Source organism: Kineococcus rubinsiae, from assembly GCF_011839805.1.
GTDB classification, from domain to species: domain Bacteria; phylum Actinomycetota; class Actinomycetes; order Actinomycetales; family Kineococcaceae; genus Kineococcus; species Kineococcus rubinsiae.
Map to the genome: position 1 here is coordinate 128,629 of NZ_VWPY01000001.1, position 25,449 is coordinate 154,077.

General features: G+C 75.3%; 30 protein-coding genes. 15 read left to right on the forward strand and 15 right to left on the reverse strand.

Translation table 11 applies throughout. The annotated features are described in order from the left end of the window. Positions 1 to 88: 88 nt before the first annotated feature. Positions 89 to 739, forward strand: coding sequence for a TetR/AcrR family transcriptional regulator (locus F1544_RS00570; RefSeq protein WP_167580883.1), 651 nt, complete (start codon positions 89 to 91; stop codon positions 737 to 739). A gap of 38 nt (positions 740 to 777) precedes the next feature. Here F1544_RS00570 and F1544_RS00575 read toward each other — a convergent pair whose 3' ends face one another. Next, complete coding sequence (locus F1544_RS00575) at positions 778 to 1,239, reverse strand: VOC family protein (RefSeq protein WP_167580885.1); 462 nt, start codon at positions 1,237 to 1,239, stop codon at positions 778 to 780. 98 nt (positions 1,240 to 1,337) lie between these two features. After that, on the reverse strand, positions 1,338 to 2,246 hold the full coding sequence (locus tag F1544_RS00580; RefSeq protein WP_308469797.1) for a LysR family transcriptional regulator ArgP: 909 nt from the start codon (positions 2,244 to 2,246) through the stop codon (positions 1,338 to 1,340). Positions 2,247 to 2,319: 73 nt separating this feature from the next. On the opposite strand from F1544_RS00580, the gene F1544_RS00585 reads away from it, so the two are divergent. Both F1544_RS00585 and F1544_RS00590 read left to right on the forward strand, forming a co-directional pair. Further along, positions 2,320 to 2,952, forward strand: a complete 633-nt coding sequence (locus F1544_RS00585) for a LysE/ArgO family amino acid transporter (RefSeq protein ID WP_167580889.1) — start codon at positions 2,320 to 2,322, stop codon at positions 2,950 to 2,952. A gap of 2 nt (positions 2,953 to 2,954) precedes the next feature. Beyond that, entirely contained in the window at positions 2,955 to 3,869 is a 915-nt protein-coding gene (locus F1544_RS00590; RefSeq protein ID WP_308469798.1) for a dihydrodipicolinate synthase family protein, read from the forward strand. Between the two features lie 30 nt (positions 3,870 to 3,899). Here F1544_RS00590 and F1544_RS00595 read toward each other — a convergent pair whose 3' ends face one another. Then, complete coding sequence (locus F1544_RS00595; RefSeq protein ID WP_167580891.1) at positions 3,900 to 5,258, reverse strand: aromatic acid exporter family protein; 1,359 nt, start codon at positions 5,256 to 5,258, stop codon at positions 3,900 to 3,902. Between the two features lie 91 nt (positions 5,259 to 5,349). After that, positions 5,350 to 6,300, reverse strand: a complete 951-nt coding sequence (locus F1544_RS00600; RefSeq protein ID WP_167581328.1) for a UDP-glucuronic acid decarboxylase family protein — start codon at positions 6,298 to 6,300, stop codon at positions 5,350 to 5,352. A 131-nt stretch (positions 6,301 to 6,431) separates the two neighbouring features. Between F1544_RS00600 and F1544_RS00605 the strand changes: the two genes are divergently transcribed. Then, complete coding sequence (locus tag F1544_RS00605) at positions 6,432 to 7,337, forward strand: glycosyltransferase family 2 protein (protein WP_308469800.1); 906 nt, start codon at positions 6,432 to 6,434, stop codon at positions 7,335 to 7,337. Then, positions 7,330 to 8,304 (forward strand): glycosyltransferase family 2 protein, encoded by a 975-nt coding sequence (locus F1544_RS00610; protein WP_167580893.1) that lies wholly within the window; start codon positions 7,330 to 7,332, stop codon positions 8,302 to 8,304. Before F1544_RS00605 ends, F1544_RS00610 begins: the two co-directional genes overlap by 8 nt. Positions 8,305 to 8,367: 63 nt before the next feature. Here F1544_RS00610 and F1544_RS00615 read toward each other — a convergent pair whose 3' ends face one another. From F1544_RS00615 to F1544_RS00635, 5 genes are all read right to left on the reverse strand, one after another. Next, a complete protein-coding gene (locus F1544_RS00615) occupies positions 8,368 to 9,345 on the reverse strand; it encodes a YihY/virulence factor BrkB family protein (RefSeq protein ID WP_167580895.1) in 978 nt (325 codons plus the stop codon). Between the two features lie 78 nt (positions 9,346 to 9,423). Next, a complete protein-coding gene (locus F1544_RS00620) occupies positions 9,424 to 9,573 on the reverse strand; it encodes a hypothetical protein (RefSeq protein WP_167580897.1) in 150 nt (49 codons plus the stop codon). After that, positions 9,573 to 10,277 (reverse strand): DUF3618 domain-containing protein, encoded by a 705-nt coding sequence (locus F1544_RS00625; protein ID WP_167580899.1) that lies wholly within the window; start codon positions 10,275 to 10,277, stop codon positions 9,573 to 9,575. Before F1544_RS00625 ends, F1544_RS00620 begins: the two co-directional genes overlap by 1 nt. Continuing rightward, positions 10,253 to 10,717 carry a phage holin family protein gene (locus F1544_RS00630; RefSeq protein ID WP_308469801.1) on the reverse strand — a complete coding sequence of 155 codons (465 nt, stop codon included), beginning with the start codon at positions 10,715 to 10,717 and terminating at the stop codon, positions 10,253 to 10,255. Before F1544_RS00630 ends, F1544_RS00625 begins: the two co-directional genes overlap by 25 nt. After that, the gene (locus F1544_RS00635) at positions 10,714 to 11,514 is read right to left on the reverse strand and encodes an ATP synthase subunit B family protein (RefSeq protein ID WP_167580901.1); all 801 of its coding nucleotides are present in this window, start codon (positions 11,512 to 11,514) and stop codon (positions 10,714 to 10,716) included. Before F1544_RS00635 ends, F1544_RS00630 begins: the two co-directional genes overlap by 4 nt. Positions 11,515 to 11,733: 219 nt before the next feature. On the opposite strand from F1544_RS00635, the gene F1544_RS00640 reads away from it, so the two are divergent. Both F1544_RS00640 and F1544_RS25990 read left to right on the forward strand, forming a co-directional pair. Then, positions 11,734 to 13,029, forward strand: a complete 1,296-nt coding sequence (locus tag F1544_RS00640) for an AI-2E family transporter (RefSeq protein WP_167580903.1) — start codon at positions 11,734 to 11,736, stop codon at positions 13,027 to 13,029. Next, the gene (locus F1544_RS25990; RefSeq protein ID WP_167580905.1) at positions 13,026 to 14,210 is read left to right on the forward strand and encodes a zinc-dependent alcohol dehydrogenase; all 1,185 of its coding nucleotides are present in this window, start codon (positions 13,026 to 13,028) and stop codon (positions 14,208 to 14,210) included. Before F1544_RS00640 ends, F1544_RS25990 begins: the two co-directional genes overlap by 4 nt. Positions 14,211 to 14,292: 82 nt before the next feature. Here the strand turns inward: F1544_RS25990 and F1544_RS00650 are convergent, their stop codons facing one another. Next, positions 14,293 to 14,697 (reverse strand): hypothetical protein, encoded by a 405-nt coding sequence (locus F1544_RS00650; RefSeq protein ID WP_167580907.1) that lies wholly within the window; start codon positions 14,695 to 14,697, stop codon positions 14,293 to 14,295. Positions 14,698 to 14,847: 150 nt separating this feature from the next. Here F1544_RS00650 and F1544_RS00655 point away from each other — a divergent pair, with 150 nt between their 5' ends. The 5 genes from F1544_RS00655 to F1544_RS23725 all read left to right on the forward strand — a co-directional run bounded on the left by F1544_RS00655 (position 14,848) and on the right by F1544_RS23725 (position 19,609). Continuing rightward, complete coding sequence (locus F1544_RS00655) at positions 14,848 to 15,816, forward strand: TIGR03557 family F420-dependent LLM class oxidoreductase (RefSeq protein WP_167580909.1); 969 nt, start codon at positions 14,848 to 14,850, stop codon at positions 15,814 to 15,816. Positions 15,817 to 15,860: 44 nt separating this feature from the next. Continuing rightward, positions 15,861 to 16,883 (forward strand): potassium channel family protein, encoded by a 1,023-nt coding sequence (locus F1544_RS00660; protein ID WP_167580911.1) that lies wholly within the window; start codon positions 15,861 to 15,863, stop codon positions 16,881 to 16,883. A gap of 394 nt (positions 16,884 to 17,277) precedes the next feature. Then, entirely contained in the window at positions 17,278 to 18,183 is a 906-nt protein-coding gene (locus tag F1544_RS00665; protein WP_167580913.1) for a DUF2382 domain-containing protein, read from the forward strand. Between the two features lie 13 nt (positions 18,184 to 18,196). After that, positions 18,197 to 18,601, forward strand: coding sequence for a YsnF/AvaK domain-containing protein (locus F1544_RS00670; RefSeq protein ID WP_167580915.1), 405 nt, complete (start codon positions 18,197 to 18,199; stop codon positions 18,599 to 18,601). 105 nt (positions 18,602 to 18,706) lie between these two features. Continuing rightward, a complete protein-coding gene (locus tag F1544_RS23725; RefSeq protein WP_244307585.1) occupies positions 18,707 to 19,609 on the forward strand; it encodes a hypothetical protein in 903 nt (300 codons plus the stop codon). Between the two features lie 64 nt (positions 19,610 to 19,673). Here the strand turns inward: F1544_RS23725 and F1544_RS00680 are convergent, their stop codons facing one another. Then, entirely contained in the window at positions 19,674 to 20,306 is a 633-nt protein-coding gene (locus F1544_RS00680) for a GDSL-type esterase/lipase family protein (RefSeq protein WP_167580917.1), read from the reverse strand. A 256-nt stretch (positions 20,307 to 20,562) separates the two neighbouring features. On the opposite strand from F1544_RS00680, the gene F1544_RS00685 reads away from it, so the two are divergent. From F1544_RS00685 to F1544_RS00695, 3 genes are read left to right on the forward strand one after another with little or no spacing between them, the layout of a single operon-like run. Further along, the gene (locus F1544_RS00685; protein ID WP_167580919.1) at positions 20,563 to 21,075 is read left to right on the forward strand and encodes a hypothetical protein; all 513 of its coding nucleotides are present in this window, start codon (positions 20,563 to 20,565) and stop codon (positions 21,073 to 21,075) included. Positions 21,076 to 21,111: 36 nt separating this feature from the next. Beyond that, positions 21,112 to 22,281: a zinc-dependent alcohol dehydrogenase gene (locus tag F1544_RS25995; RefSeq protein ID WP_167580921.1), complete on the forward strand. Its 1,170-nt coding sequence runs from the start codon at positions 21,112 to 21,114 to the stop codon at positions 22,279 to 22,281. 48 nt (positions 22,282 to 22,329) lie between these two features. Then, positions 22,330 to 23,157 carry an MBL fold metallo-hydrolase gene (locus tag F1544_RS00695; protein ID WP_167580923.1) on the forward strand — a complete coding sequence of 276 codons (828 nt, stop codon included), beginning with the start codon at positions 22,330 to 22,332 and terminating at the stop codon, positions 23,155 to 23,157. On the opposite strand, the gene F1544_RS00700 is transcribed toward F1544_RS00695, so the two are convergent. The 4 genes from F1544_RS00700 to F1544_RS00715 all read right to left on the reverse strand — a co-directional run bounded on the left by F1544_RS00700 (position 23,045) and on the right by F1544_RS00715 (position 25,430). Then, the gene (locus tag F1544_RS00700; protein WP_167580925.1) at positions 23,045 to 23,935 is read right to left on the reverse strand and encodes a cytochrome c oxidase assembly protein; all 891 of its coding nucleotides are present in this window, start codon (positions 23,933 to 23,935) and stop codon (positions 23,045 to 23,047) included. The genes F1544_RS00695 and F1544_RS00700 overlap by 113 nt on opposite strands. Before the next feature lie 13 nt (positions 23,936 to 23,948). Beyond that, complete coding sequence (locus F1544_RS00705; protein ID WP_167581334.1) at positions 23,949 to 24,359, reverse strand: DUF2243 domain-containing protein; 411 nt, start codon at positions 24,357 to 24,359, stop codon at positions 23,949 to 23,951. Positions 24,360 to 24,411: 52 nt separating this feature from the next. Beyond that, the gene (locus F1544_RS00710) at positions 24,412 to 24,885 is read right to left on the reverse strand and encodes a DUF732 domain-containing protein (protein ID WP_167580927.1); all 474 of its coding nucleotides are present in this window, start codon (positions 24,883 to 24,885) and stop codon (positions 24,412 to 24,414) included. An 80-nt stretch (positions 24,886 to 24,965) separates the two neighbouring features. Beyond that, positions 24,966 to 25,430: a DUF4383 domain-containing protein gene (locus tag F1544_RS00715; protein ID WP_308469803.1), complete on the reverse strand. Its 465-nt coding sequence runs from the start codon at positions 25,428 to 25,430 to the stop codon at positions 24,966 to 24,968. Between the last annotated feature and the right edge of the window lie 19 nt (positions 25,431 to 25,449).

Consider the following 25,449-nt stretch of genomic DNA (forward strand, 5'->3'; position numbering starts at 1 on the left):
ATGCGGACGTCGCGCGTCCACTTGATCGACAGTACACCGAAACGGACGCGATGCGTCCATTTGTTCCCGCAGTCGGTACTCTCGTCGGGTGAGCACCACCGCCACCGCCCGCCCGCTGCGCGCCGACGCGGCCCGCAACCTCGCCCTCGTCGTCGAGGCCGCCCGTCGCCTCTTCGCCGAGCGGGGCCTCGAGGTGACGCTGCACGACGTCGCCGAGGCGGCAGGCGTGGGCGTCGGGACGGTCTACCGGCGCTTCGAGGACAAGGAGGCGCTCCTCGGGGCCCTCGTGGAGGCGAAGTTCGACTCCCTCGTCGAGCTCGCCGAGAGCTGCGCCGCGCTGCCCACCGGCCGCGAGGCCCTGCGCGGGTACCTGCTCGGCGCGATGGAGCTGCGCGCGGGCGACAAGGCGCTGTCCACCGACGTGCTGCGCGCGGCGCCCTACACGCAGACCGCCGTCCGGCGGCGGGCCGACCTCACGGGCCTCATCACCGCCCTCGTCGAGCGCGCCCACGCCGAGGGCGCCCTGCGCGAGGGCTTCGCCCCCGAGGACGTGCCGGCCGTGACGTCGATGGTCGGCTCGATCGCCGACCGCACCCGGAACCAGGCGCCCGGCGCGTGGCGCCGCTACGGCGTGCTGCTCGCCGACTCGGTGTGCCCGCTGGTGGACGGCCTGGCCCCCATGACGGGTGAGCCCCTGGAGATCCCCAACCCCGGGTGCGAGGCCCCCTCCTCCTCCTGAGCCTGTTCCCTGAGCTTCGCCGCTCGACCGGGCCGGGCTCAGGCCGGCGCGTCGGCCGGCTGCGCCGCGGCGGCCGGTCCCTCCACCGCCGCCACCGGGTCCATCCACATGACCTGCCAGCCGTGGCCGTCGAGGTCGAAGAAGCTGCGCGAGCACATGAAGCCGTGGTCCTCCAGGCCGTCGGCCTCCACGGCACCCGCGGCGAGCGCCGCCGCGGACACCGCGTCCACCTCCTCGCGCGAGCCCACGCCGAAGCAGAGCAGGGCGCTCACGTGCGCGGCGGGATCGGCCGCCGGCCGCGGCGAGAGCTCCGCGAACCGCTCGTGGCGCACGAGCATCACCGAGGTCTGCTCGCTGACGAGGAGGCAAGCGGCGTCGTCGTCGGTGAAGCCGGGGTGGACGCCGAACCCGAGCTCGGCGAAGAACGCCCGGCTGCGCACGGGGTCGGCGACGGGGAGCGTCACGAACAGCGAGCGGGCGGGGCGGGCGGGGGTGGTCACGGCGGGGCCTCCGGGTCGGTGGGTCGGGCGTGCGTCGGCTCGGACCGCGCGGAGGGCCGGAAGTCATCGGTCCGCCCCGTCCTCGACGTCCGGCGGGCTCACGCCACCAGGCAGCGCCGCGCCGCCGCGGTGACCGCGTCCGCGACGCGGTCCAGGACGGGTGAGCGTAGCTTCCACTGCTGCCAGTGCAGCGCGACGTCGACGACGACGCCGGGGTCGATCGCGACCACGTGGTGGCCGTCCTGCGCGGGCGGCGCCTGCAGCTCGGGCAGCATGCCCCAGCCGAGGCCGAGCCGGACGGCGGTGCGGAAGTCGGCCGTGGACGGCACGTGGTGCGCGGGGGGCTGCACCGGGTGCGGCGCGGCGGGCAGCCGACCGCGCAGGTAGCGGTGCTGGAGCGTGTCCTTGCGGTCGAAGAGGACCACCGGGGCGGCGGCCAGCGCCTCGGGCGTGGGCCCGTCCGGGAAGTGGGCCCGGACGAAGTCGGGGGACGCCACCGGCCGGTAGCGCATCGCGCCCAGCCGGGTCACCGAGCAGCCCGCGACGGGGTCGGGGTCGGTGGTGATCGCGGCCACCACCGTGCCGGCGCGCAGCAGGTCCGCGGTGTGCTCCTCGTCGTCGCGGTGCAGGTCGAAGGTCGCCGCGCCGGCCAGCGGGGCCAGCGCGGGCAGCACCCAGGTGCCGAGGGAGTCGGCGTTCACGGCGATCGGCAGGTTCGGCCGGAGGGCCGGGGCGCTCCCCGCGCCGAGCTCGGCGACGGCGTCGCCCGCGAGGAGCTCGACCTGCCGCGCCAGGCGCAGGAGCACCTGCCCGGACTCCGTCGCCCGCACCGGCTTGCTGCGCACCAGCAGCACCCGGCCGGTGGCCACCTCGAGCGCGCGCAGGCGCTGGCTGACGGCCGAGGGCGTCACGTGCAGGGCGCGCGCGGCGGCCTCGAAGGTGCCCTCGGTGACGGCGGCGCTCAGGGCGCGCAGCTGCGCCAGGTCCAGCTGCAGGTCGGGGTCCACGAACAGCGATGCTAACGATGCCGCAGGAACGTGAGCTTCCCTCAGGACGTCCGGCGAACCTACGGTCGTCCCCGTGCTCCTCCCCGCGGTCCTCGCCGCCCTCTCCGGCCTCGGGCTGGGCCTCTCCCTCATCGTGGCGATCGGCTCGCAGAACGCCTTCGTGCTGCGCCAGGGCCTGCGCGCGCAGCGGGTGGGCGCGGTCGTGCTGGTGTGCGTGGTCTCCGACGTCGTGCTCATCGCGGCCGGGGTGGCCGGCGCCGGGGCCGTGGTGCAGCGGCTGCCGGGCGTGCTCGACGTCGTGCGCCTGGCCGGGGCCGCCTTCCTGGCCGCCTACGGCGCGCTGGCCGCCCGGCGGGCGCTGCGGCCCCAGGTGCTGACGCCCCGCGACGACGCGGCGCCGGCCTCGCTGGCGGCGACCGTGGCCACGGCGCTGGCCCTGACCTGGCTGAACCCGCACGTCTACCTCGACACCGTCGTCCTGCTCGGCTCGATCGCCCAGAGCCACCCGGGGCGGCAGTGGTGGTTCGCCGCGGGCGCGGCGCTGGGCAGCGTGGTCTGGTTCACCGCCCTGGGCTACGGGGCGGCGCTGCTGCGCCCGCTCTTCGCCCGGCCGGGCGCCTGGCGCGTGCTGGACGCGCTCATCGCCGTGGTGATGTTCGCCCTCGCCGCCTCCCTCGTGGCCGCGTCCCTGGAGGGCACGCTGTGACCGTGACCTCCCCCGGCTCGCCGCTGCCCCGCGGGCTCAGCGCCTTCCCGCTCACCCCGCTGCACGACGACGCGCTGGACACCGGCGCCTACGCGGGCCTGGTCGCCCGGCTCGCCGCCGCCGGCGTCGACTCGATCACCGCGCTCGGGTCCACGGGCTCCTACGCCTACCTGTCGCGGCCGGAGCGCGCCCTGGCCACCCGCGTCGCCGTCGAGCACGCCGGGGACGTGCCCGTGCTGGTGGGCGTGGGCGCCCTGCGCACCCGCCACGTCCTGGAGCTCGTCGAGGACGCGCAGGAGGCGGGCGCCGCGGGCGTCCTGCTCGCCCCGATGACCTACCAGCCGCTCACGCCCGACGACGTCGTCGGCCTCTACGAGGACGTCACCGCGCACCTGTCGGTGCCGCTGGTCGTCTACGACAACCCCGGCACCACGCGCTTCGCCTTCACCGACGAGCTGTACGGGGCGGTCGCCGCCCTCCCCCACGTCGCCTCCGTCAAGATCCCGGCCCTGCCGGCGCAGGCGGAGCAGGCGCGCGAGCGCGTCGCCGCGATCCGCCGCCACCTCCCCGCCCACGTCAGCCTGGGCATCTCCGGCGACGCCGGGGCCGCCGCGGGCCTGCTCGCCGGCTGCGACCTCTGGTACTCCGTCGTCGGCGGGACGCTCCCCGGGCTGGCGCTGGCCCTGACCCGCGCGGCGGTCACCGGTGACGGCGCCGAGGCGCTCGCCGAGCAGGTCCGGCTCGCACCGCTGTGGGAGCTCTTCGCCCGCTTCGGCAGCCTGCGGACCACGGCGGTCGTGGCCGAGGAGCTCGGCCTCGCCCAGCGGTCGTGCCTGCCGCTGCCCCTGCGCGGGCTCGACGACGCCGCCCGCGCCGAGGTCGCCGCGGTCCTCGACCGGCTCGACCTGCGCGCCTGACGCCACAGCCGCCCGAGCTCAGGCCCGCGCTCAGCCGCGCGAGCGCAGCACCCGGACGCCGCGGCGGGCCAGCGCCCGCACCCGCCGCGCCCGCGAGCGCGGGATCATCGCCCGCACCAGCGACTGGGCCGGGGCGGCCCCGGACAACCGGCCGTGGCGCAGCCGGGCCCGCCGCTCGACGTCCAGCGGGGCCAGCACGTGCTCGACGGCGACGAGGATGGACCCGCGCAGCAGCCACAGCGACGTCTCGGTCCGGGCGTCGACGAGCAGCAGCTCGGTGAGGATCGCCCGGGCCTCCCGCGCGGCCTCGAGGCTCTCCGCCAGCCGCTGCTCGACGGTCTCCGGGCTGCCCGACGCCTCCGCCTCCACGAGGGCTCCGAAGGCGCCCACGGAGTCGGCGAGGTCCTCCAGGACGACGGCGAAGGCGGCCCGCACCTCCTCGCCGTAGCCGTCGTCGGGCGTGGACACCGCGGGCGCCTCGGTCTGGACGACGCGGAACAGCGAGCGCACCGCGAGCAGCGAGGCCCCCAGGGCGTCCAGGCCCCACTCCAGGACCGGCTGGGCGTCGGCCGTGACGATGGCGCGGGCGTTGAGGCGGCGCACGTCGCCGACCGCCCGCACGAGCTCCGCCGCGCGCCCGGCGGCCTCGTCGACCGCGCGGGCCTGCTCCGCCCACCGCGCCACGTCGGCGCGGACGATGGGCCGCTCCGCCACGGACGCCCCGGCCAGGCGCAGGCTGTCGGCCGCCTCGCGCGCGACCCGGTGCACGGCCGCGACGGCCGCCCGGGTGGGCACGCGCGGCGGCAGCAGCAGGCTCAGCCCGACGCCGACGCCGGCCCCGATGAACGTGGTGACGATCCGCGTCTCCGCGGCGATCTCCTGACCGCCCACGGCGAGGACGAGCATCGCGCTGATGGGGGTCTCCAGCGCCTGCTCGCGCAGGTGCAGGACCGCCGCGAGCAGCAGCGAGGCCGCGATGGCCGTGCCGAGGCTCCACCAGGTCAGCCCCACCCAGGACGTGAGCACGACCGCCACGAGGACCCCGGTGAGGACGGCGCCGACGCGGACGATCCCCATCCGGACGCTCGAGACGGCCGAGGCCTGCAGCACGAGCAGGGCCGTCAGGGCCCCGGTGAGGTCGATCGGGCCGGGGACGAACTCGACCGTGAGGAGGTAGGCCAGGACCCCGCCGAGGGCGAGCCGGAACGTCGACAGCAGCGTGGCCCCAGCGCTCGCGGAGGCGTCGCCGAACCGGCGCCGCAGGCGCGCCGACCACGGGGCCGGCGTGGCGCCGTCGTCGACCTCGGGGGCCGCGGTGTCGCCGACACCGTCGAACGCGGTTCCGCGGGGCTCCGCGCCGTCGGGGGACGCGGCGACTCGTCGGGACATCCGCGTCGCCTCCCCGGTGTCCTGGCCCCCGGCGGGCCCCCCGGCGGACCCGCGCGCCGACAGTAGCCGGAACCCCCTGCCGGGGAGGAGGTCAGCCGAGGCCCTGGCTGCGGAACCAGGCCACGGTGCGGGCCAGGCCCTCGGCCCAGTCGACCTCGGGCTTCCAGCCCAGGACGGTGCTCGCGAGCGTCGTGTCGGGGCGGCGGACCTGCGGGTCGTCGACGGGGCGGCCGACGAACTCCAGCGCCGAGCTCGACCCGGTCGCGGCGATGACGTCCTCGGCGATGCGCCGGACGCTCAGCTCCTCGGGGTTGCCGATGTTCATGGGCCCCGGGTGACCGCTCGCGGCCAGCGCGAGGATCCCGCGGACCAGGTCGTCGACGTAGCAGATGGAGCGCGTCTGGGTGCCGTCGCCGGCCACCGTGACGGGCTCCCCCGCCAGCGCCTGCCGGATGAACGTGGGGATGGCCCGGCCGTCGGCCGCGCGCATGCGGGGGCCGTAGGTGTTGAAGATCCGCACGATGGCCGTGTCGACGCCGTGGGTCGTGCGGTAGGCGGTGGTGAGCGCCTCCGCGTAGCGCTTCGCCTCGTCGTAGACCCCGCGCGGGCCGACGGGGTTCACGTGGCCCCAGTAGTCCTCGGGCTGCGGGTGGACCTGCGGGTCGCCGTAGACCTCGGAGGTGGAGGCGATGAGGAACCGCGCCCCCTTGTCCTTGGCCAGGCCCAGCGCGTGCCACGTGCCGGTCGAGCCGACCTTGAGCGTCTCCAGCGGCAGCTTGAGGTAGTCCACGGGCGAGGCCGGGGACGCGAAGTGCAGGACGAGGTCGACGTCGCCCGGGACGTGCACGAAGTCGGTGATGTCGCAGCGCAGGCTCCGGAACCCGTCGCGGCCCGTGAGGTGCTCGACGTTGCCGGGGCCGCCCGTGACGAAGTTGTCGAGGCAGACGACCTCGACGCCCGCGTCGAGCAGCGCCTCGCAGAGGTGGCTGCCCAGGAACCCCGCGCCGCCCGTGACGACCGCGCGGCGCACGGTCCGGGGCACGGTCGGGGTCGCGGTGGAGGACGAGGCGGGCGGCGGGGAGCTCGGCGTCGGCACGCCAGCATGCAACCACCCGCGCCCCCACCACGCTCGTCGGCGCGCTCGCCGGCGCGCGCGTCGGTAGCGTCCGCGTCGTGACCCCGCCCGGCGAACCGCCCGCCCGCCCGGACGCGGCGCTGGAGTCCACCGTCGTGGTCGCCACGCGCGACCGGGCGCAGGACCTCCGCGTCAGCCTCCCCCGCCACGAGAGCGCGGTCGTGGTGGTGGACAACGGCTCCCGCGACGACACGGTCGCCGTGGTGCACGCCGAGGCCGAGCGCCGACGCCGCGCCGGCCTGCCCCCGCTGCGGCTGGTGCAGCCCGGGGAGAACCTCGGCGCCCCCGCGCGCAACGTCGGGGCGCAGGCCGCGACGACCCCGCTGGTCGCTTTCGCCGACGACGACTCGTGGTGGGCGCCGGGCGCGCTGGCGCTCGCCGGCCGGGAGTTCGCCGCCGCGCCCCGCCTCGCGCTGCTCGCCGCGCGGATCCTCGTCGGCGACGCCGAGGAGCTCGACCCGGTCTGCACCGACATGGCCTCGGCCCCCTGGGGGACCTCGCGCGACCTGCCGGGACCCGACGTCCTGGGTTTCGTCGCGTGCGGCACCGTGGTGCGCCGCGAGCCGTTCCTGGCCGTCGGGGGCTTCGACGACGTCGTGCACTTCGGCGGGGAGGAGGAGCGCGTGACGTACGACCTCGTGGCCGCGGGCTGGGGCCTCGCCTACGTCGACGCGGTCGTCGCCCACCACCACCCGTCCCCGCGCCGCGGCACCGACTCCCGGCGCCGGGAACTGCTGGCGCGCAACCGGTTGCTGACGAGCTGGATGCGGCGCCCGCTGCGCGTCGCCCTCGCCCAGACGGCCCGCGCGGCGCTCGGCGGGACGGAGCAGCGGCGCGGTCTCGCGAGCGCCGCCCCCGCGATCGGCCGCGCCCTGCGGCAGCGGCACGCCCCGTCGCCGGCCGTGGAGCGGCGCCTGCGCGTCCTGGAGTCCGCCCGTGGCTGAGCCGTCGCCGGGCGGGACCGGGGTCGCGGACGTCCCCCTCGCCGGTCCCGCGCACGAGCGGGTCACCGTCGTCCTCATCACCTGGCAGCGCCGCGAGGAGGCGCTGCTGGCCGTGCGGCGGCTGCTGTCGCTGCCCGAGCGGCCGCGGGTGGTCGTGCTGGACAACGGCTCGACCGACGGCACCGCAGAGGCCCTGCGCGCCCGGCACCCGGAGGGTTCCCCCGGGGCCGACCGGCTCGACCTGATCGTGCTGCCGGAGAACCAGGGCGCCGTCGCCCGCAACACCGGGGTCGCGACGGCCGCGACGCCGTACGTGGCGTTCTGCGACGACGACACCTGGTGGGACCCGGGCAGTCTCGAGCGGGCCGCGGACGTCCTGGACGCCGACCCGCGCGTCGCGGTGCTGACGGCGCGGATCCTCGTGGAACCCGGCGCGGTGGAGGACGGGATCGTGACCGAGCTGCGCGAGTCCCCCGTGCAGGGCGCCCCCGGCCTGCCCGGCCCGGCGCTCGGCAGCTTCCTCGCGGGCGCCTCCGTCGTGCGCCGCGACGCGTTCCTGCAGGTGGGGGGTTTCTCCCGGCGGCTGTGGCTCGGCGGGGAGGAGGAGCTCATGGCGGCCGACCTCGCCGCGGCGGGCTGGGAGCTCTGCTACCTGGAGGACCTGACGATCCACCACCAGGCGTCCGTGCTGCGCGAGTCGGACCTGCGGCGCCGCCACGGCATCCGCAACACCCTGTGGTTCACGTGGTTGCGGCGCCCGGTGCCGGCCGCCCTGCGCCGCACCCGTTTCCTGCTGCGCACCGTGCCCCGGGACCGCACCTCGGCGCTCGGCGTCACCGACGCGCTGCGCGGCCTGCCGTGGCTCGTGCGCGAGCGGAAGGTGCTGCCGCCGCACGCCGAGGCGCGGTTCCTCGCCCTGGAGGCCTCGCAGGAGGCCTCGAGCAGCCGCGTCTACGACGACCGCTGAACCGGACCCGGACGCAGCGGTGGCCGTGCAGGACTCCTGCACGGCCACCGGGACGGAGGTGGATCAGCGCCCGTCGACGACCTCGTCGGCCGCGACGGCGTCGCGGTCGCCCATCGGCTTCTCCGGGCCCTTGGTGGTGTCCTTCGCGGTCTGCTTCTCCGACTCCGAGTTGATCTCGGCGCCGAGCAGGATGGCGTAGCTGGTGAGCCACAGCCACATCAGCAGGATCACGACGCCGGCGAGGGCCCCGTAGTTCTTCGTGTAGGAGGAGTTTCCCGCCAGCGTGACGTACAGAGAGAACCCGGCCGACACGATCAGCCAGATCACGGTCGCGACGGCCGCGCCGACGGAGACCCAGCGCACCTTCGGGGCGTCGCGGTCGGGCGCGAGGCGGTAAACCGCGGTCAGCGCGACGACGACGAGGACGAGGAGGAGGACGTACCGCAGGACGGTGACGACCACGTTGACCAGGCCGCTGGCCCCGAGCGCCTTGACGAGCACCGGCGCGACGGCGATCAGCGCGATGGCCAGCAGCATGAAGAGGATGGCGCCCACGGTGAGCAGCAGGGCCGTGCCCTTGAGCTTGACGAAGCCGCGGGTCTCCTTCTCGTCGTAGGCGCTGTTGGTGGCGGCCATGAGGTTCTGCACCCCGCTGGACGCGCTCCACAGGGCCAGGACGATGGCGACCACCAGGCTGATGCCCGCCGCCTGCTGGTTGGAGGACACCGTCTCCACCTGCTTCAGGACGAGGTCGCGGGCCTCCTGGGGGATCGCGCCGATCCCGTTGATCTGCTGCGTGATCTTCTCCGGGGTGCTGACGAGCCCCCAGACCAGGAAGGCCGCGGTCAGCGCCGGGAAGATCGCCAGGAAGGCCTTGAACGCCACCCCGGCGGCGAGCAGGGGGACGAGGTCGTCCTTGGCCTCGCGCCAGGCGCGCTTGGTGACCTGGAACCAGCCCTTCGCGGGGATGTCCTGCGGGCTGTCGGCGTCCTTGCCGTGGTTGACGGAGACGTCGTCTCGGTGGGTCGTCGACTCGCTCATCTGCTCACTCTCCCGGTGGAACCACGACCGCGCGCGCCGGGTGGTCCCGGCGCGCGCGGTCGTGGTCGTGGTGGTTCGTCAGCCGACGTCGCCGGCCGGGCGGGGCTCCTCGGGAGCCGCCGCGTCGTCCGGGTCGGTCGCCTGGTCCAGCGTGTCGCTGCCGTTGTCCTCGGTCGCGTCGAGCTCCGTCGTGGGGAACGGGTCGGCGCCAGACGAGTTCTCCGACATCAGCTGTTGCGGGCCGTGTCGCGGACCTCGCCCGCGGCCTGCTGGCCGTGGCCGCGGACCTCCTCGGTGGCGCCCTGGGCGTCGGACTTCACGGTCTGGGCGGCGTCGCGCGCCGTCTCACCGACGGCCTGAGCCGCGTCCTTCGCCGTCTCCGTGACGGAGCCCTGGACGGACTCGCGCACGTCGAGCAGCGTGTCCTTGGCGCCCTCGATGAGCGGCTGGCCCTTGTCCTTGGCCGCGTCGACCAGGGCGCCGGTGGCGTCGGCCTCCTTCTGCGTCGCCGGGATCAGCGACGAGACGAGCAGGCCGAGCCCGAAGGCCACGAGGCCGGCGGCGAGGGGGTTGCCCTGCGTCTTCGACTTCACGGCCGAGGTGGCGTCGCTGGTGGTGCCCGCGGCGCTGTGCTTGGCGGAGGCGAGCCGGTCACCGGCCGCACCGGTGGTGTGGTGCGCGCTGTCGCTGACGTCGTGCGCGGTGCCCATGACCTTGTCCTTCGCGCTCGCGGTGGCCTCGTGGGCGGTGCCCATGATCTTGTCCTTGACGCCGACCACGCCCGCCTTGGCCTTGTCGACCTGGCGGTGCGCGACGTTGGAGGGGCTGAGCCGGTCGGTCAGCTCGTCGAGGTCGGCGGTCAGCGAGGACCGGGTCTCCTCGATGTCGCCCTGGATCTGCGTCGTGCTCAGCTCGTCGGGTGCTTGGCCCATTGCGCGTCCTCCTTGAGGGTCTCGGTGGTCTTCTCCAGCGGCGGCGGGATCTGCTTCAGCGCCTTCTGGCCCGACTTGGCCAGCACGGCGGCGACGATGCCCCAGACCACGGTCACGATGAGGGCGGCCCAGCCGTAGCCGATGAGACCGCCGAGCGCGATGACGATGAGACCCGTCAGCGCGATGAGGAACAGGTGCCCCGCGACGCCGGCGCCGGCCAGGAGGCCCGCCCCCTTGCCCGCGGTCTTGGCGTCCTGGCGGAGCTCGGTCTTGGCGAGCGTGATCTCCTGCCGCACGAGCGTGGACAGCTCGGTGGTGATGCTGCCGACGATCTCGCCGAGCGAGCGCTCGCGGGGCGCCTCGGCGCCCAGGCCCGCGGTCGTGCCCGTCGTCGCGGCACCGGGCGCGGTGCCCCCGCCGCTCGCGTGCGCCCCGCTCACAGCCGGTCGCCCGGGAAGGGCGTCGTCGACGGCGTCGGCGACACGGACGGGACGTCGCTGCGGATGTGGTGCGGGACGAGGTCCTCGTCGAGGTTCTCGCCCGTCACGTCGACGGAGCCCGGCACCGCGGGCGGCGTCGCCGTGGTGGCGGCCGTGGTCACGGGTGCCGTCGTCGTGGTCGAGAGGCGGCCCGGGTAGGTGACGGGCGTCGGCGCGGTGGTCAGCGGCTCCAGCTCCTGCCCGCCACCCAGCGGGGTGTCGCTCGTGCGGCTCGACGCGGCGGTCGCGCCGCGCGTCACGCGACCGGCCAGGAGGCCGGCGGCGAGCGCCCCGAGGAGGAACGTGCCGGGCTTGCGGCGCGCGTAGGCGCGCACCTGGTCCAGCAGCTCGGCGGGCTGGTGGCGGTCGAGGGTGTCGCCCCACGTGCTGGCGCGGTCACCGGCCTGGCGGACCAGGCTCGTGGCCATGCCGGAGCCCTGGCTGCCCCCGGCCATCTCGCTGAGCTCCTGGCCGGCCTGGCGCAGGAACGCCGAGAGGCGGTCGCGCTGGGTGGAAGACTGCTCGTCCACCTGGCGGCGCAGCTCGTCCAGGACGCCGAGCGCCTGGTGCTTGGCCTCGCCGAGGACGGCGCCGGCCTGCTCCTGGGCGGAGTGCGCGACGGCCCCGGCCTGCTCCTTGGCGGTGCCGGCCACCTCGCTCGCCTGCTGCTTGGCGGTCCCCGCGGTCTCCTGGGCGCGCTGCTTGGCGTCGCCCGTTCCGGTCGGCGTGGTGTCGCCCGTTCCGGTCGCTGTGCTCATGCTCGTCTCCTCCGTGCTCGTCGGCCCCGCCGCCCGGGCCCGTCGTCGGTCCTCGTCGACGGGCCGGTGTCGGATGCTCCGAAGCGGTGCTCACATGTCGTCGAGCCTGTCCAGCACCTCGGTACCCGGAGATCCACGGGGCAAACCTGGCACCGTCAACTTCTTCTGCGGACGGTCGTGGGCGTGCTGGACGCACCGGGCACTGACACGCTGCGGACCGTGACCACGACCTCCGGAGAACCCTCCGCCCGCCCCGCCGTCGCCCACGGGCTCGACGTGGCCGCCCGCTGGGCCGTCCGCCTGCTCGTGCTCGGCGTCGCCGCCTGGGCCGTCCTCTGGCTCCTCGGCCAGGGCTGGTCCCTCGTCCTGCCCCTCATCCTGGCGGTCCTGCTGACCGCCGTCCTCTGGCCCCTGGCCCGGCTGCTGCGGCGCTTCCTGCCCCACGCGCTCGCGGCCGTGGTGTCGCTGCTGCTGCTCATCGGCGTCATCGTCGGCGTGTTCGCCGTGCTCGTGCCGAACATCGCCGACCAGGGCCCGCAGCTCGTGGACAGCGCCGGCGAGGGCCTGACGACGCTGCAGGGCTACGTCACCGGGGCACCGCTGAACCTGGGCGACGACCAGATCGGCTCGCTGATCGACCGCGGCGTCAGCGAGCTGAAGACGAACGCCCAGGCGATCGCGCTCGGCGTCGCGGGCGGCCTCGGCACCGTCGGGGCCAGCATCGGCTCCGGCGTCGTCACCTTCGTCCTCGTCCTGGTGCTGTCGTTCTTCTGCCTCAGCGACGGCGACCGCCTGCTGCCCTGGTCGCGCCGCTGGCTCGACGCCCGCACGCACCACCACGCCACCGAGCTCGGCAGCCGGATCTGGAAGGTGCTGCAGGGCTACATCGTGTCCCAGGCCGCGGTCGCCCTCTGCGACGCGGTGTTCATCGGCATCGGCCTGCGCATCCTCGGGGTGCCGTTCGCGCTGCCCCTGGCCGTCATCATCTTCTTCTCCTCCTTCATCCCGATCGTCGGCGCGGTCGTCAGCGGGATCCTCGCCGTCCTCGTCGCCCTGGTGACCGTCGGCTGGGTGCAGGCGCTCATCGCCCTCGGCATCGTGCTGCTGGTGCAGCAGCTGGAGGGCAACGTCCTGCAGCCGCTGCTCGTCGGGCGCACGCTCGCGCTGCACCCCGTGGTCGTCATCGGCTCGGTCACGGTGGGCGGCACGGCCTTCGGCATCATCGGCGCGTTCCTGGCCGTCCCCGTCGTCGCGATCCTCACGGCCGTGCTGCGCTACGTGCACCACGTGCAGCTGCCCGACGAGCCGGAGAACCCCCGGGTCGACCCCCCGGCGAAGAAGCCCCGCCGCTCCTCCCCCGCCGCGGGCGCGACGGCCGCAGGCACCGCGGTTCCGGCCTCGCAGTCGGCGGGCGGGGACCCCGCGCCCGGCCACCCCGAGCCGGGCACCACCCCCACCACCACCGCCGTCGACGACGACGGCGACACCACTTCGAACAACCGGAGGACGACGTGAAGGCACTCACCTGGCAGGGCAAGCGGTCGCTGGAGGTCCGCGAGGTCCCCGACCCGCGGATCGAGGAGCCGACCGACGCGGTCGTGCGCATCACGTCCACCGCCGTGTGCGGTTCCGACCTGCACCTGTACGAGGTGCTGGGGCCGTTCATGAGCCGGGGCGACGTCCTCGGGCACGAGCCCATGGGCGTCGTGGAGGAGGTCGGGTCGGCGGTCGCGAACCTCGCCGTCGGCGACCGGGTCGTCATCCCGTTCAACATCTCCTGCGGCCACTGCTTCATGTGCCTGCGCGGGCTGCAGAGCCAGTGCGAGACGACGCAGGTGCGCGAGAAGGGCTCCGGCGCCGCGCTGTTCGGGTTCAGCTCCCTGTACGGCTCGGTGCCCGGCGGGCAGGCGGAGCGCCTGCGCGTGCCGCACGCCGACTACGGCCCCGTGAAGGTCGGCACGACGCTCCCCGACGACCGCTACCTGTTCCTCTCCGACATCCTCCCGACGGCCTGGCAGGGCGTCCAGTACGCCGACGTGGGCGAGGGCGGGACGCTGGCCGTCCTGGGCCTCGGCCCCGTCGGGCAGTTCGCCGCCCGCATCGGCCGGCACCTGGGCCACCGCGTCGTCGCCGTCGACCCGGTGCCCGAGCGCCGCGCCATGGCCGAGCGCCACGGCATCGAGGTCCTCGACCTCACCGACGACGTCGCCGAGCAGCTGCGGGAGCGCACCGACGGCCGCGGGCCCGACGCCGTCGTCGACGCCGTCGGCATGGAGGCTCACGGCAGCGCCGAGGGCCCCCTGGCCAAGGCCGCGCAGACGGCCGTCGGCCTGCTCCCCGGACCGCTGGCGCGCAAGGCCACCGAGAACGCCGGCGTCGACCGCCTCGGCGCGGTGCGGATCGCCGTCGACGCCGTGCGCCGCGGCGGCACCGTGTCCCTGTCGGGCGTCTACGGCGGCGAGGCCGACCCGCTGCCGATGATGACGATGTTCGACAAGCAGCTGCAGTTCCGGATGGGCCAGTGCAACGTCAAGCGCTGGATCGACGACCTGCTGCCGCTCGTCGAGGACCCCGCCGACCCGCTGGGCGTGGAGGACCTCACGACGCACCGGGTGGCGCTCGCGGACGCGCCCGAGGCCTACCGGATGTTCCAGGAGAAGAGCGACGGCTGCATCAAGGTCGTCATCCAGCCCTGACGGCCCCGCACCCCGACCGCACCACACCCTGACGGCAGGAGGGCCCGCACCGGATCCGGTGCGGGCCCTCCTGCGTCGTCGTTCACCAGCCGGCGGTGGTCTCCGCGTCGAAGGTCCAGGCGGCGGCGTCGCTCAGCACGGTGGCCTCCACGGCGGTGGCCTGCAGGCCGCGGCCGGCGAGCGCGCCCAGCACGCGGCGGTGGGCCTCCTGCGCCGCGCCCTCGGCGTCCAGCCCGTCCGCGTCGACGCTCACCACGAGGTCGTGCTCGGGCAGGTCCACGTCCTCCAGGCGGGGGTGCGCGGCACCCAGGTCGGCGACCAGGCCGGCGAGCAGGTCCCCGTCGAAGCCCGCGGACGTGTGCACGCGCAGGTAGACGGCGTACTCGTGGTCCAGGTCGGCGACGCCGGCCTCGATGGCCGCGTCGATCTCGTCGATGGCGGCCAGCTCGTCCTCGTCCTGGCTCAGGGTCGTGCGCTCGTCGTCCACGCCGTCCATCTTCGCCGACCGCGCCGGCGCCGCACGTCGGGACCCGGGCCGTGCGGCTCGCGCCCCGGGGTGCGCGGAGACCGCCGGGTTCCTACGGTCGCAGCGGGTCGAGCAGGCGCCCGCGGAGCAGACGAACCCCTGGAGCACGACGTGCAGATCGGCTACAAGCTCGCGACGGAGGCCTTCGGGCCGAAGGAGATCATCCGGCAGGCGCTCGCCGCCGAGGAGGCCGGCTACGACTTCGTGGAGATGAGCGACCACTTCCACCCCTGGCTGGACGTCCAGGGGCACTCGGCGTTCACGTGGAACCTGCTGTCGGCCATCGCCGCGAAGACCGAGCGGATCCGCCTCGTCACCGGGGTCACGTGCCCGACGGTGCGCTACCACCCGGCGATCATCGCCCAGGCGGCCGCGACGCTCGCGATCATCTCCGACGGCCGGTTCACCCTCGGGGTCGGCGCCGGCGAGCGGCTCAACGAGCACGTCGTCGGCCGCGGGTTCCCGGCCGTCGCCGAGCGGCACGAGCGGTTCCGCGAGGCGCTGGAGATCATCCACCTGCTCTGGCAGGGGGGCTACCGCAGCTACGAGGGCAAGCACCTGCGGCTGGAGGACGCGCGCCTGTTCGACCTCCCGGAGGAGCTGCCCGTCATCGCCGTGGCCGCCAGCGGGCCCGCGTCGGCCCGCATCGCCGCGGAGCTCGGCAGCGGCCTGTTCGCCACCGAGCCCAAGGGCGACATGGTCGCGACGTGGAAGCGCCTCGGGGGCAGCGGCCCCGCGTACGCGGAGGTGCCGATGGCCTGGGCCCCGGACGAGGAGACGGCCGTGCAGGCCGTCCTGGAGAAGAGCCGCTGGGCGGTCACCGGCTGGAAGGTCATGGCGGAGCTGCCGAACCCGGTGAACTTCGCGGCCGCGACCACGACCGTGAAGGCCGAGGACATCACGGCGCAGTTCGCCGTCGGCCCGCACGTGCAGGGCTACCTCGACGTCGCCCAGCAGTTCGTCGACGCCGGGTTCGACCACCTCGTCACGCAGAACGCGGGGCCCGACCCGGACGGCTTCCTCGAGTTCTTCGCGACGACGCTGCAGGAACCCCTGCGGGCCCTCACCCCCGCGGCGTGAGCACGGGGCGGCCACGGCACCCCGGGACGTGGTAGTCAGGTCCCGTGCCCGCCCCCACCGCCCGGCTGAAGCTGCCCCGCAGCAGGCCCGTCGGCCCGATGCGCGCCATCGCCCTGCGCCTCGGCGTGGCCCTGGCCCTCGTGGTCGTCGCGTGGGCGCTCGTGCTGGTGGAGCGCGACGGCTACCGGGACAGCGCCGACGGCTCGGTCTCGGTGGTCGACGCGCTCTACTACACGACGGTCACCCTCTCCACGACCGGCTACGGGGACATCACCCCGGTGACGACCAGCGCCCGGCTGGTCAACGCCCTCGTCGTCACCCCCATGCGGATCCTGTTCGTCATCGTGCTCGTCGGCACGACCATCCAGGCGCTCACCGAGCGCTCCCGCACCGAGATCCGCCTCGCGCGGTGGAGGTCCCGCATGCGCGAGCACGTGCTCGTCGTCGGCTACGGCACCAAGGGCCGCAACGCCGTGCGGGCCCTGCGCCTGCAGGGCCACCGCGCCGACCGGATCCTCGTCGTGGACGCCGACCCCCGCGCCACGGCGGACGCGACGGCCGACGGCTACGTCGCCGTCACCGGCAGCGCGACCCGCGCCGAGACCTACCGCGCCGCCCTCGCCGAGCGGGCGGCCTCGGTGGTCGTGGCGCTGGACCGCGACGACACCGCCATCCTCGCCACGCTGGCGCTCAAGCGGCTCGCCCCCCACCTCACGATCGTCGCCGCGGCGCGCGAGGCGGAGCACGCGGACCTGCTGCGGCAGAGCGGAGCCAGCTCGGTCGTCGTGTCCTCCGAGACCACGGGGCGGCTGCTGGGGCTGGCCGCCGACAGCCCCGCCGCGGTCGACGTGGTCGAGGACCTCGTCTCCTTCGGCGAGGGCCTCGACCTGCACGACCGCGAGGTGGTCGCCGCCGAGGTCGGCCGCGCCCCGGCGGACCTGCCGGTACCGGTCCTCGCGGTGCACCGCGGCGGGCGCACCCTGCGCTTCAACGACCCCGCCCTGGGTCCGCTGCGGGCCGGCGACCGGCTGCTGGAGGTCGTGGCGCCCGCCGACGGCGCGTCCTGAGCCTCGCGGGGACGCCGCCGCCGACTCGCCACCCGGCCGGGTCACGGGGTCGGGGATCTCGAGTGGCGGGCCGGGCGCAGACGCGGGAGTCTCGTCCCCGACGGCGCCGTTCGCGGCGTCGCACTGAGCGGACACCGTCGAGAAGTGGCGGGTCGCAGGGCCGGTCGCCCGGAGCACTCCCGGGCGGGCACGGACGACACCAGGGCACCGCCCGCCACGGCTGGCGCGGACCTCGTCGCCTGTATCGCCGAGCACCGGTGCCGGGAGCCCACGAGAACTCGTGCCCTCCCGCCCGCACCTCGCTCGCACCGCCTTCCCACCGTGCCCCCGCACGGTGGCGTCCGAAACGACGCGGGTACCCCCGTGGCACCCACCGACGAAAGGTTTCCCCACCATGGCCAGCAATCTCCCCGGCACCGACCAGCTCTTCGGCGCGACCGTCGTGGACAACGACGGCAGCAAGATCGGCAAGGTCGAAGAGGTCTACCTGGACAACGCCTCGGGTCAGCCGGAGTGGGTCTCGGTCAAGACCGGCCTGTTCGGTTCCAACGTCTCCCTCATCCCGCTCGCTCAGGCCTCGTTCTCGGGCGACACCATGACCGTCCCGTTCGACAAGGCGAAGGTCAAGGACGCCCCCCACCACGACCCGGCCGCGGAGCTCAGCGAGTCCGACGAGGACGACCTGTACCGCTACTACGGCGTGGGCACGGGCACCAGCAGCACCACGAACACGACCACCACGAGCGGCACCACGGGTGGCATGACCACCGGTGACCGCACGGGCGGCGACCTCACCACGAGCGGCACCACGACCGGGCAGCACACCGCCACGGGCGACCGCACGACCGCCGACCTCGACGACCGCGCCACCAGCGGCCGTGGCCACGACACCTCGGGCCCGAACACCGACGACGCGATGACGCGCTCCAAGGAGGAGCTGCGCGTCGGCACCGAGCGCCGCGAGGCCGGCCGTGCGCGGCTGCGCAAGTACATCACCAGCGAGACCGTCGAGCGCCAGGTCCCGGTGTCGCACGAGGAGGTCGTGGTCCGCCGCGAGCCGATCACCGACGCCAACCGCGGCGACGCCCTCAGCGGTGGCGACCTGACCGAGGAGGAGCACGAGGTGGTCCTCACCGAGGAGCGCGCCGTGGCCGCCAAGGAGACCGTCCCCGTCGAGCGCGTCCAGCTGGACACCGAGCGCGTGCAGGGCACCGAGACCGTCTCCGCCGAGGTCCGCGAGGAGCACATCGACCTCGACGCCGACGAGACCGTCAAGAACTCCTCGCGCAACCGCGACTGACCAGGCCGTCGCCGTGAGCCCGCGAGCAGACAGCACGCCGGGCGCCGTCGAGGTCGTCCTCTCCGCCGAGCAGCTGTCGGTGGAGGTGGAGCGGGTCCCGGCCGAGCGGGTGCGGATCTCCAAGCGCATCGTGGAGGAGCTCCGCACCGTGCAGGTCCCCCTGCGCCGGGAGGAGCTCGTCATCACCCGCGAGCCGCTCTCCTCCTCGGGGCCCCTGTCCAGGACCGCGCCGGCGGAGGAGCTGGTGCTGGTCCTGCACGAGGAGGTTCCCGTGGTGTCGGTGACCACGCAGGCCTACGAGCGCGTGACCGTCTCGGTCGAGACGGTCCACGGCGAGGAGGTCCTGCGCACCAAGCTCCGGACGGAGCACGCCAGCGTGACCGTCTCGGAGGAGCCGGGCGCACTGCACCGCAGCTGATCCCCCGCACCTGGCACGACGCACCACCCCAGCGGTTCCCGAGCACCCCGGACGCACCCGTCCGGGGTGCTCGGCCGTTTCCCCCCCCAGACTCCAGGAGTTCCGATGAGCACACCCACGGGTTCAGACGGCGCCCACGCCGCGAGCGGTTCCGGCCGCGACGGCGGTTCCGGCCGCGGTGGCCGCCCCGACTTCGAGGTCAGCCGCGACGAGGTCCGGCGCGAAGATGTCCGGCGCGACGAGGCACGAAGCACCGACCGCCCCGCGCCGCAGACCACCGCGGACGACCCTGGCCCCTCGCTGGTGCACCACGACACCCCGTCCGCGCCGCGGCACGACACGCCGACCGTCAACCGCCACGACGACCGGCCTGCGGCGCAGGGCACCCCGGCGGCGCCGCACGCGGGTCAGGGCGTGGCCGGCCAGAACATGGACCGCAAGGCCGTCGTCGAGCGCGAGAAGGACGCCCACGGCGGCGTCAAGGTGGGTTCGGCGTTCTTCGGCTGGCTCACCGCCACCGGCACCGCCGTCCTGCTGACCGCGCTGCTCGCGGCCACGGGGACGGCCGTGGGCCTCGCCAACAGCGGCAGCCTCGACGCGGCGCTGTCCGGCGCCCAGAACCAGGCGAGCGGCAACGCCGGCACCATCGGCATCGCCGGGGCGATCGCCCTCCTCGTCGTCCTGCTCGTCGCCTACTTCTGCGGCGGCTACGTCGCGGGCCGGATGGCCCGCTTCAACGGCGCCAAGCAGGGGGTGGCCGTGTGGTTGTGGGCCATCGTCATCGCCGTCGTCGTCGCGATCCTCGTCGCGGTCGCCGGCTCGAAGTACAACGTCCTCAGCCAGCTGAACAGCTTCCCGCGCATCCCGGTCGACGAGGGTTCGCTGACGTCCGGCTCGATCATCACGGTGGTCGCGGCGCTGCTCGTCGCCCTCCTCGGGGCCGTGCTCGGGGGCCTCGCCGGCATGCGGTTCCACCGCCGCGTGGACCGCGCCGGCCTGGGTCGCTGACGACCCTCCGGTGAGGCGGCGCCGACGACGCGCCGCTCACGACACGGGGCCGGTGGTGGGGAGGTCAGTCCCCGCCACCGGCCTCTCGTGCGTCCCGCCGCGCGGTGACCAGCTCCTGCAGGACGGGCAGCAGGTCCGCGGCGAGGACGGCGTACCCCGCGCTGGAGGGGTGGAACCGGTCCGCCGAGAACAGCCCCGCGTCGGCGCCGAACCGCGCCGTCGTCGCGGGCGAGGGGTCGACCACCCGTCCACCGGCGGCGAGCACGGCGCTGCTCTGGGCGGCGCGCAGCGCGGAGCTCGCCGTGCGGACGAGGTCGCGCAGCCCCGCGGGGACGTGCGCCACGACGCTGAGGTCGGGCACGGGGACGACGACGACGTCGGCCCCCGCACCCCGCAGGTCCACCACGGCCCGCCGCAGGTGGGCCACCGAGTCCGCGGCGGCGACGCCGCGGATGAGGTCGTTGCCCCCCACCACGACGAGCGCCACGTCGGGCCCGGCGGCCAGCGCCCGCACGACCTGCGGGTCGAGGCCGGGGCTCACGGCCCCGGGCACCGCCACGACGTGCGCCACCACCGGAACCCCGCCGGCGGTGAGGGCGGCCGCCAGCCGCGGGCCGAGTCCGTCGGCCGCGCGCGCCGCGCCCGTCCCGGCCGCGAGGGAGTCCCCGAGGACCGCCAGGCGGAGTTCCGCCGTCACCGCTGTTCCCGTTCCACGTGGCCCACGCTGCCACGGACCGCGCCCGGGCACCGCCCCGGGACGACGCCTCAGGACGCCGCCGGAGAACGGCGCGCGGAACTCCCCGCGGAACTGCTGCGCGGACCTCCTCCCGGAACTACCGCCGACGCTCCCGCGTGGACGTGCCGGGTGCAGGACCCTGCCGTAGCGTGGCCGCACCCGGGCCCGCCGGCCCGGGCCGCGCTGAGCGCGCACCCCCTGACGGAGGAGAGTTCACGTGGACGTGACCGGGACGGCTCGCACGCTCGTCGGGCAGGTCGCCTCCGCGGCCGGCCGCGTCCTGCCGGGAGGGGGCACGGCGACGTCGCCCCAGCAGACGCTGACGTTCACCTCCTCCCCCACCGACGTCCTCACCGCCGTCCGCGACGCGGGCGTCTGGTCACAGGTCCTCGGGGAGTTCGGCGCCGTCGAGCTCGAAGCGCCCGGCCGCTACCGGTTCACCTCCGAGCACGGCCCGGCGGCGGGAACCCCCACCGAGCTGCGGGAGACCGGCGAGGTCGTGCAGTTCACCCGCACCGAGGGCGGGGGCGGCCCGCTCGTGGAGCTGCGCGTCACCACGGCCCCGCCGGGTCGCGGCACCGAGGTGGCGCTGCGACTGGACCTGCCGCTGCCCGACCTCGCGACCGGCGCCGCGACCTTCACCGTCCTGTACCGCCTGCGGGCCCTGCTGCAGACCGGCGAGGTCCCGACCATCACCCCGCAGCCCTCCGCGCGGCCCGCCTCGCGCTGAGCGCGGCCCCCCACCCCCGACCCGCAGGAGAACCCCGTGCGCGCACTCGTCTGGAACGGCGTCAACGACCTGGCCGTGGAGACCGTCCCCGACGCCCGGGTGGTCAACCCGCGCGACGTGGTGCTGCGGGTCCTCGCCACCACCACCTGCGGGTCCGACCTGCACTTCATCGACGGCTACCTGCCGGGGATGCTGCCCGGGGACGTGTTCGGCCACGAGTTCATGGGCGAGGTCGTCGACGTCGGGCCCGGCGTGACCCGCGTCCGGGTCGGGGACCGTGTGGTCGTCCCGTCCTTCATCGCCTGCGGTTCCTGCTGGCACTGCGAGCGCGGCGAGTTCTCCCTCTGCGACACCACGAACCCGAACGCGGCGGCGCAGCAGCCCCTCCTAGGCTACCCCAGCGGCGGCATCTACGGCTACACGCACCCCTTCGGCGGGTACGCCGGCTCCCACGCGGAGTTCGTGCGCGTCCCGTTCGGGGACGTGAACTGCTTCAGCGTGCCGGAGGGCGTCAACGACGTCGCCGCCCTGTTCGTCTCCGACGCGGCCCCCACGGGGTACATGGGCGCGGACTTCTGCGAGATCACCCCCGGCGACACCGTCGCGGTGTTCGGCGCGGGCGCGGTCGGCCTGATGGCGGCGGCCTCCGCCCGGCTGATGGGCGCCGAGCGCGTCATCGTGATCGACCGGCTGCCGGAGCGGCTGGAGAAGGCCCGCACCGTGGCCGGCGCCGAGACGCTGGACTACACCGCCGTCGACAGCGTGCAGGAGGTCCTGCGCGAGACGACCGGTGGACGCGGGCCCGACGCGGTGGTCGAGGCCGTCGGCATGGAGGGGCACGGCACCGGCGTCCAGGAGAAGCTCGACCGGGCGAAGCAGGCGCTGCGCCTCGAGACCGACCGCGCCACCCCGCTGCGCGAGGCGATCCTCGCCTGCCGCAAGGGAGGTGTCGTCTCGGTGCTCGGCGTGTACGGCCTCACCGACTCGTTCCCCATGGGCGACATCGTCAACAAGGGCCTCACCCTGCGCTCCGCCCAGCAGCACGGGCAGCGCTACGTCCCTCGCCTGCTGGAGCACGTCGCGGCGGGCGAGCTCGACACGGCGGCGCTCATGACGCACGAGATGCCGCTGGAGGAGTCGGTGCGCGGCTACGAGATCTTCAAGCAGAAGGAGGACGGCTGCCTGCGCGCGGTCTTCCACCCCTGAGCCCCGAACCCGACGCGTGAGCGGGCGGGGCGCGGGTAAGGGGCTGTCGTGGACCACCCCGGGCTGTCCCTGACGTTCATCGGCACCGCGACGGTCCTGCTGCGCTACGGCGACCTCACCCTGCTGACCGACCCGAACTTCCTGCACCGCGGGCAGTACGCGTGGCTGGGCAAGGGGCTGGTGTCGAAGCGGCTCACCGACCCGGCCCTCACCCCTGCGCAGCTGCCCCCGCTGGACGGCATCGTCCTGTCGCACCTGCACGGCGACCACTTCGACCGCGTGGCGCGCCGCGAGCTCGCGAAGGACGTCCCCCTCGTCACCACGCGGCACGCCCACCGCCGCCTGGCCGTCCGCTCGCCGTTCACCGACGTCACGGGCCTCGCGACCTGGGAGCACCGGACGCTGCGCCGCGGGGACGCGCAGGTCCGGATCACCGCGGCCCCCGCCCGTCACGCCCCCGGGCGCTGGCAGGCGCTGCTGCCGGAGGTGATGGGCAGCGTCCTGGAGTTCGGGCCGGTCGACGGCGACCCGCAGCTGACCGTGTACGTCACGGGCGACACCCTCAACGTCCCGGCGCTCGCGGAGGTCCCGCGCCGCTACCCGCACGTCGACCTCGCCGTGGTGCACCTCGGCGGGACGACGCTGCCGGGCGGCCTGCTCGTCACCATGGACGGCGTGCAGGGCGCCGACCTCCTCGACCTGGTGCGGCCCGCGGCCGCCGTCCCCGTCCACGTGGACGACTACGGGGTGTTCAAGAGCCCGCTCAGCGACTTCCGGGCCGAGGTGGCGCGGCGGGGCGGGGGCTCCGTCGTCCGCTACGTCGCGCGGGGCGAGACGGCCGTCTTCGGCGGGCCGGCGGGCGCGCCGCCGGCCTGAGGTGCCCGGCGGCGTACCAGCCCGCCATCACCAGCGCCGCGAGGCCGACGTCGACCACCGTGCCGGCGCCCGCGAGCAGCTCCCCCGCCGCGCGGACCCCGGCGTCGGCGGGTGCGGAGGCCACCAGGAGCCTCGCCACGGTGTCGTGGGCGCCCGCGACGAGCAGCAGCACCAGGAGGCGGCCGCGGACGCCCGGACGGCCGCGCAGGGGGTCGCGGCCCACCAGGAGGCTCGCGAACAGGTACCCGGCCAGCACGGCGTGCGCGTGCACCGCCACGGCGAGCACGGGCCGGCCGGCGACCGCGTGGTGCAGGGGCGTGAGGAAGAACGCCACGAACCCCGAGACCTCGAGGAGCACGACCGCGGGCGCGCTCGTGACCACGCGGGCCCAGCGGCTGCGCAGCAGGGCCAGCAGCGTCCCGCGGGGCCGCGGCGGAAGGACGCGCAGCGCCAGGCTGAGGGGCGCGGCCAGCGCGGCCGCGACGGGCAGCACCATGCCGAGGAGGACGTGCTGGGCGACGTGCGCCACCAGCTCCCGCTCGCGCAGCAGGTCACCGGCGGCGACCGCGGCCGGGACGCACAGGGCGGCCGCCGACCACAGGAGGGCCCTCCCGGCGGGCCAGCGGTCCCCGCGGCCCCGCAGCCGCGCCGAGGCCGCGAGGTAGGGGGCCGTCGCGGCGGCCGCGAGCAGGAGGGTGAGGAGCACCATGCCGAACGACGCACCCAGCGGGGCGGCCCCCGCGAGGGCGCCCGGGGTGGAGCCGTGGTGGTCGGTCACGCGGAGCGCTCGCTCACGCCGTCCCGGTCACGCGGTCTCGCGCGGGACGGGTCAGCAGCAGGAGCCCGACGACGAGCCCGATCCCGCCCGCGGTGTTCCAGGCCACGTCGTAGGCGGCGAGGTCGACGCCGTAGCGGATCTGGTGCAGGCCGAGGAGCTTGTGCTGCACCAGGCCGTCGTAGACCTGGAACCCGCCCCAGCCCGCCAGGACGCCGCCCACGAGGGGGCGGCGGACGGTCTCCCCGCGGCGCTGCAGGTCGGCGTAGGTGAACAGACCCGCGACGACGGCGATCCAGCCCGCGGCGTGGAAGAACCCGTCCGAGACGAGGCCCGCGTCGGGGCCCGCCCCGTCGTAGAAGTGGTGCCAGTGCAGCAGCTGGTGGAAGACGACCTCGTCCAGGAACGCCGCGAGGCCGACGCCCATCAGGACGCCGGCCAGCGCGGAGCGCCGCGCACCGCCGGACACGGGCGTCCGCTCAGCCGCCGCAGGCGGAGCGGGCGGCGTCGAGGATGCGCTGCCCCTGCTCCGTCGTGACCTCCGGCCCGCCGGGCACCGTGAAGCGCGACGTCACGTTGCCCACGAGCTGGGTGTCGCTCTTGCCGTCGGCGATGTCCTGGCAGGTCTCCTGCGCCTGCTGCGCGACGCGCGCCGGGTCCGCGGCGAGCGCGGGGTCGATGCTCGTCAGGGCCGTCACCAGGGTCGCGAGCTGCGCCGCACCGGGCGTGGCCACGGCCGGTGCGGAGGGGTAGCCCGACTCGTCCGGGTACTCGTCCGGCGCGGACGGGGTGTTGGTCTGCCCCGTGCCCACGGGAGTCGGCGAGGAACCCAGCGGGGTGCTGCGCTCCTCCGGGCCCTGCTGGTCCTCCTGGGAGGTCGTGCAAGCGGTCAGCGCGCTGAGCGCCAGCAGTCCGGCCGCGGCGCGGACGAGGGTCCTGGTCAGGGCGGGCATGGAGGGGCTCCAGGGGTTTCGCCGGCGCGGGCGCCGGGGCGGTCCGCCGCCGGGTGCGGCGACGGGAGTGGTGCGGGCGGTCAGGCGTGCTCGGCGGTCGCGACCGTGGTGCGCCGCGGCATGATCAGCGCGAGCAGGATCATCCCGGCGGCGAGCACGAGGTGCAGCCAGTTGTCGGCCGTGTTCAGCGGGACGAAGTTCGCGCTGGAGGTCTGGTCCACCAGGAGGCCGTAGATCCAGAGGCCCGCGTAGGCGATGCCGCCGACGAGGAGGAACGCGCGGGCCGCGCCGGAGGCACGGCCCGCGAGGATCCCGAGGACGCCCAGCAGCAGGTGCAGGACGTTGTGCAGCACGGAGACCTGGAACACGCCGAGCAGGTGGGAACCCGACGTGTGGCCGGCACCGGCCATGTCGCCCATGTCGGTCGTGATGCCGGGGACGAACCCGGCGATGCCGACGACGACGAACATCAGGCCGACGACGAGGGACGTGAGCTGGACGGGCGACCGGCGGACCGTCGAGGGAGAGCGGGTGGAGGTGGACACGGGGTTCTCCGGGAGGTGG

What these genes read in the sequence shown, in the direction of transcription:
- F1544_RS00595 (WP_167580891.1), bottom strand. Translation starts at nt 5,258, where the DNA reads ATGTCCCGACGAGTCGCCGCGTCCCCCGACGGCGCGGAGCCCCGCGGA.
- F1544_RS00615 (WP_167580895.1), bottom strand. Translation starts at nt 9,345, where the DNA reads ATGAGCGAGTCGACGACCCACCGAGACGACGTCTCCGTCAACCACGGC.
- F1544_RS00620 (WP_167580897.1), bottom strand. Translation starts at nt 9,573, where the DNA reads ATGTCGGAGAACTCGTCTGGCGCCGACCCGTTCCCCACGACGGAGCTC.
- F1544_RS00625 (WP_167580899.1), bottom strand. Translation starts at nt 10,277, where the DNA reads ATGGGCCAAGCACCCGACGAGCTGAGCACGACGCAGATCCAGGGCGAC.
- F1544_RS00635 (WP_167580901.1), bottom strand. Translation starts at nt 11,514, where the DNA reads ATGAGCACAGCGACCGGAACGGGCGACACCACGCCGACCGGAACGGGC.
- F1544_RS00665 (WP_167580913.1), top strand. Translation starts at nt 17,278, where the DNA reads ATGGCCAGCAATCTCCCCGGCACCGACCAGCTCTTCGGCGCGACCGTC.
- F1544_RS23725 (WP_244307585.1), top strand. Translation starts at nt 18,707, where the DNA reads ATGAGCACACCCACGGGTTCAGACGGCGCCCACGCCGCGAGCGGTTCC.
- F1544_RS00705 (WP_167581334.1), bottom strand. Translation starts at nt 24,359, where the DNA reads ATGGGCGTCGGCCTCGCGGCGTTCCTGGACGAGGTCGTCTTCCACCAG.
- F1544_RS00710 (WP_167580927.1), bottom strand. Translation starts at nt 24,885, where the DNA reads ATGCCCGCCCTGACCAGGACCCTCGTCCGCGCCGCGGCCGGACTGCTG.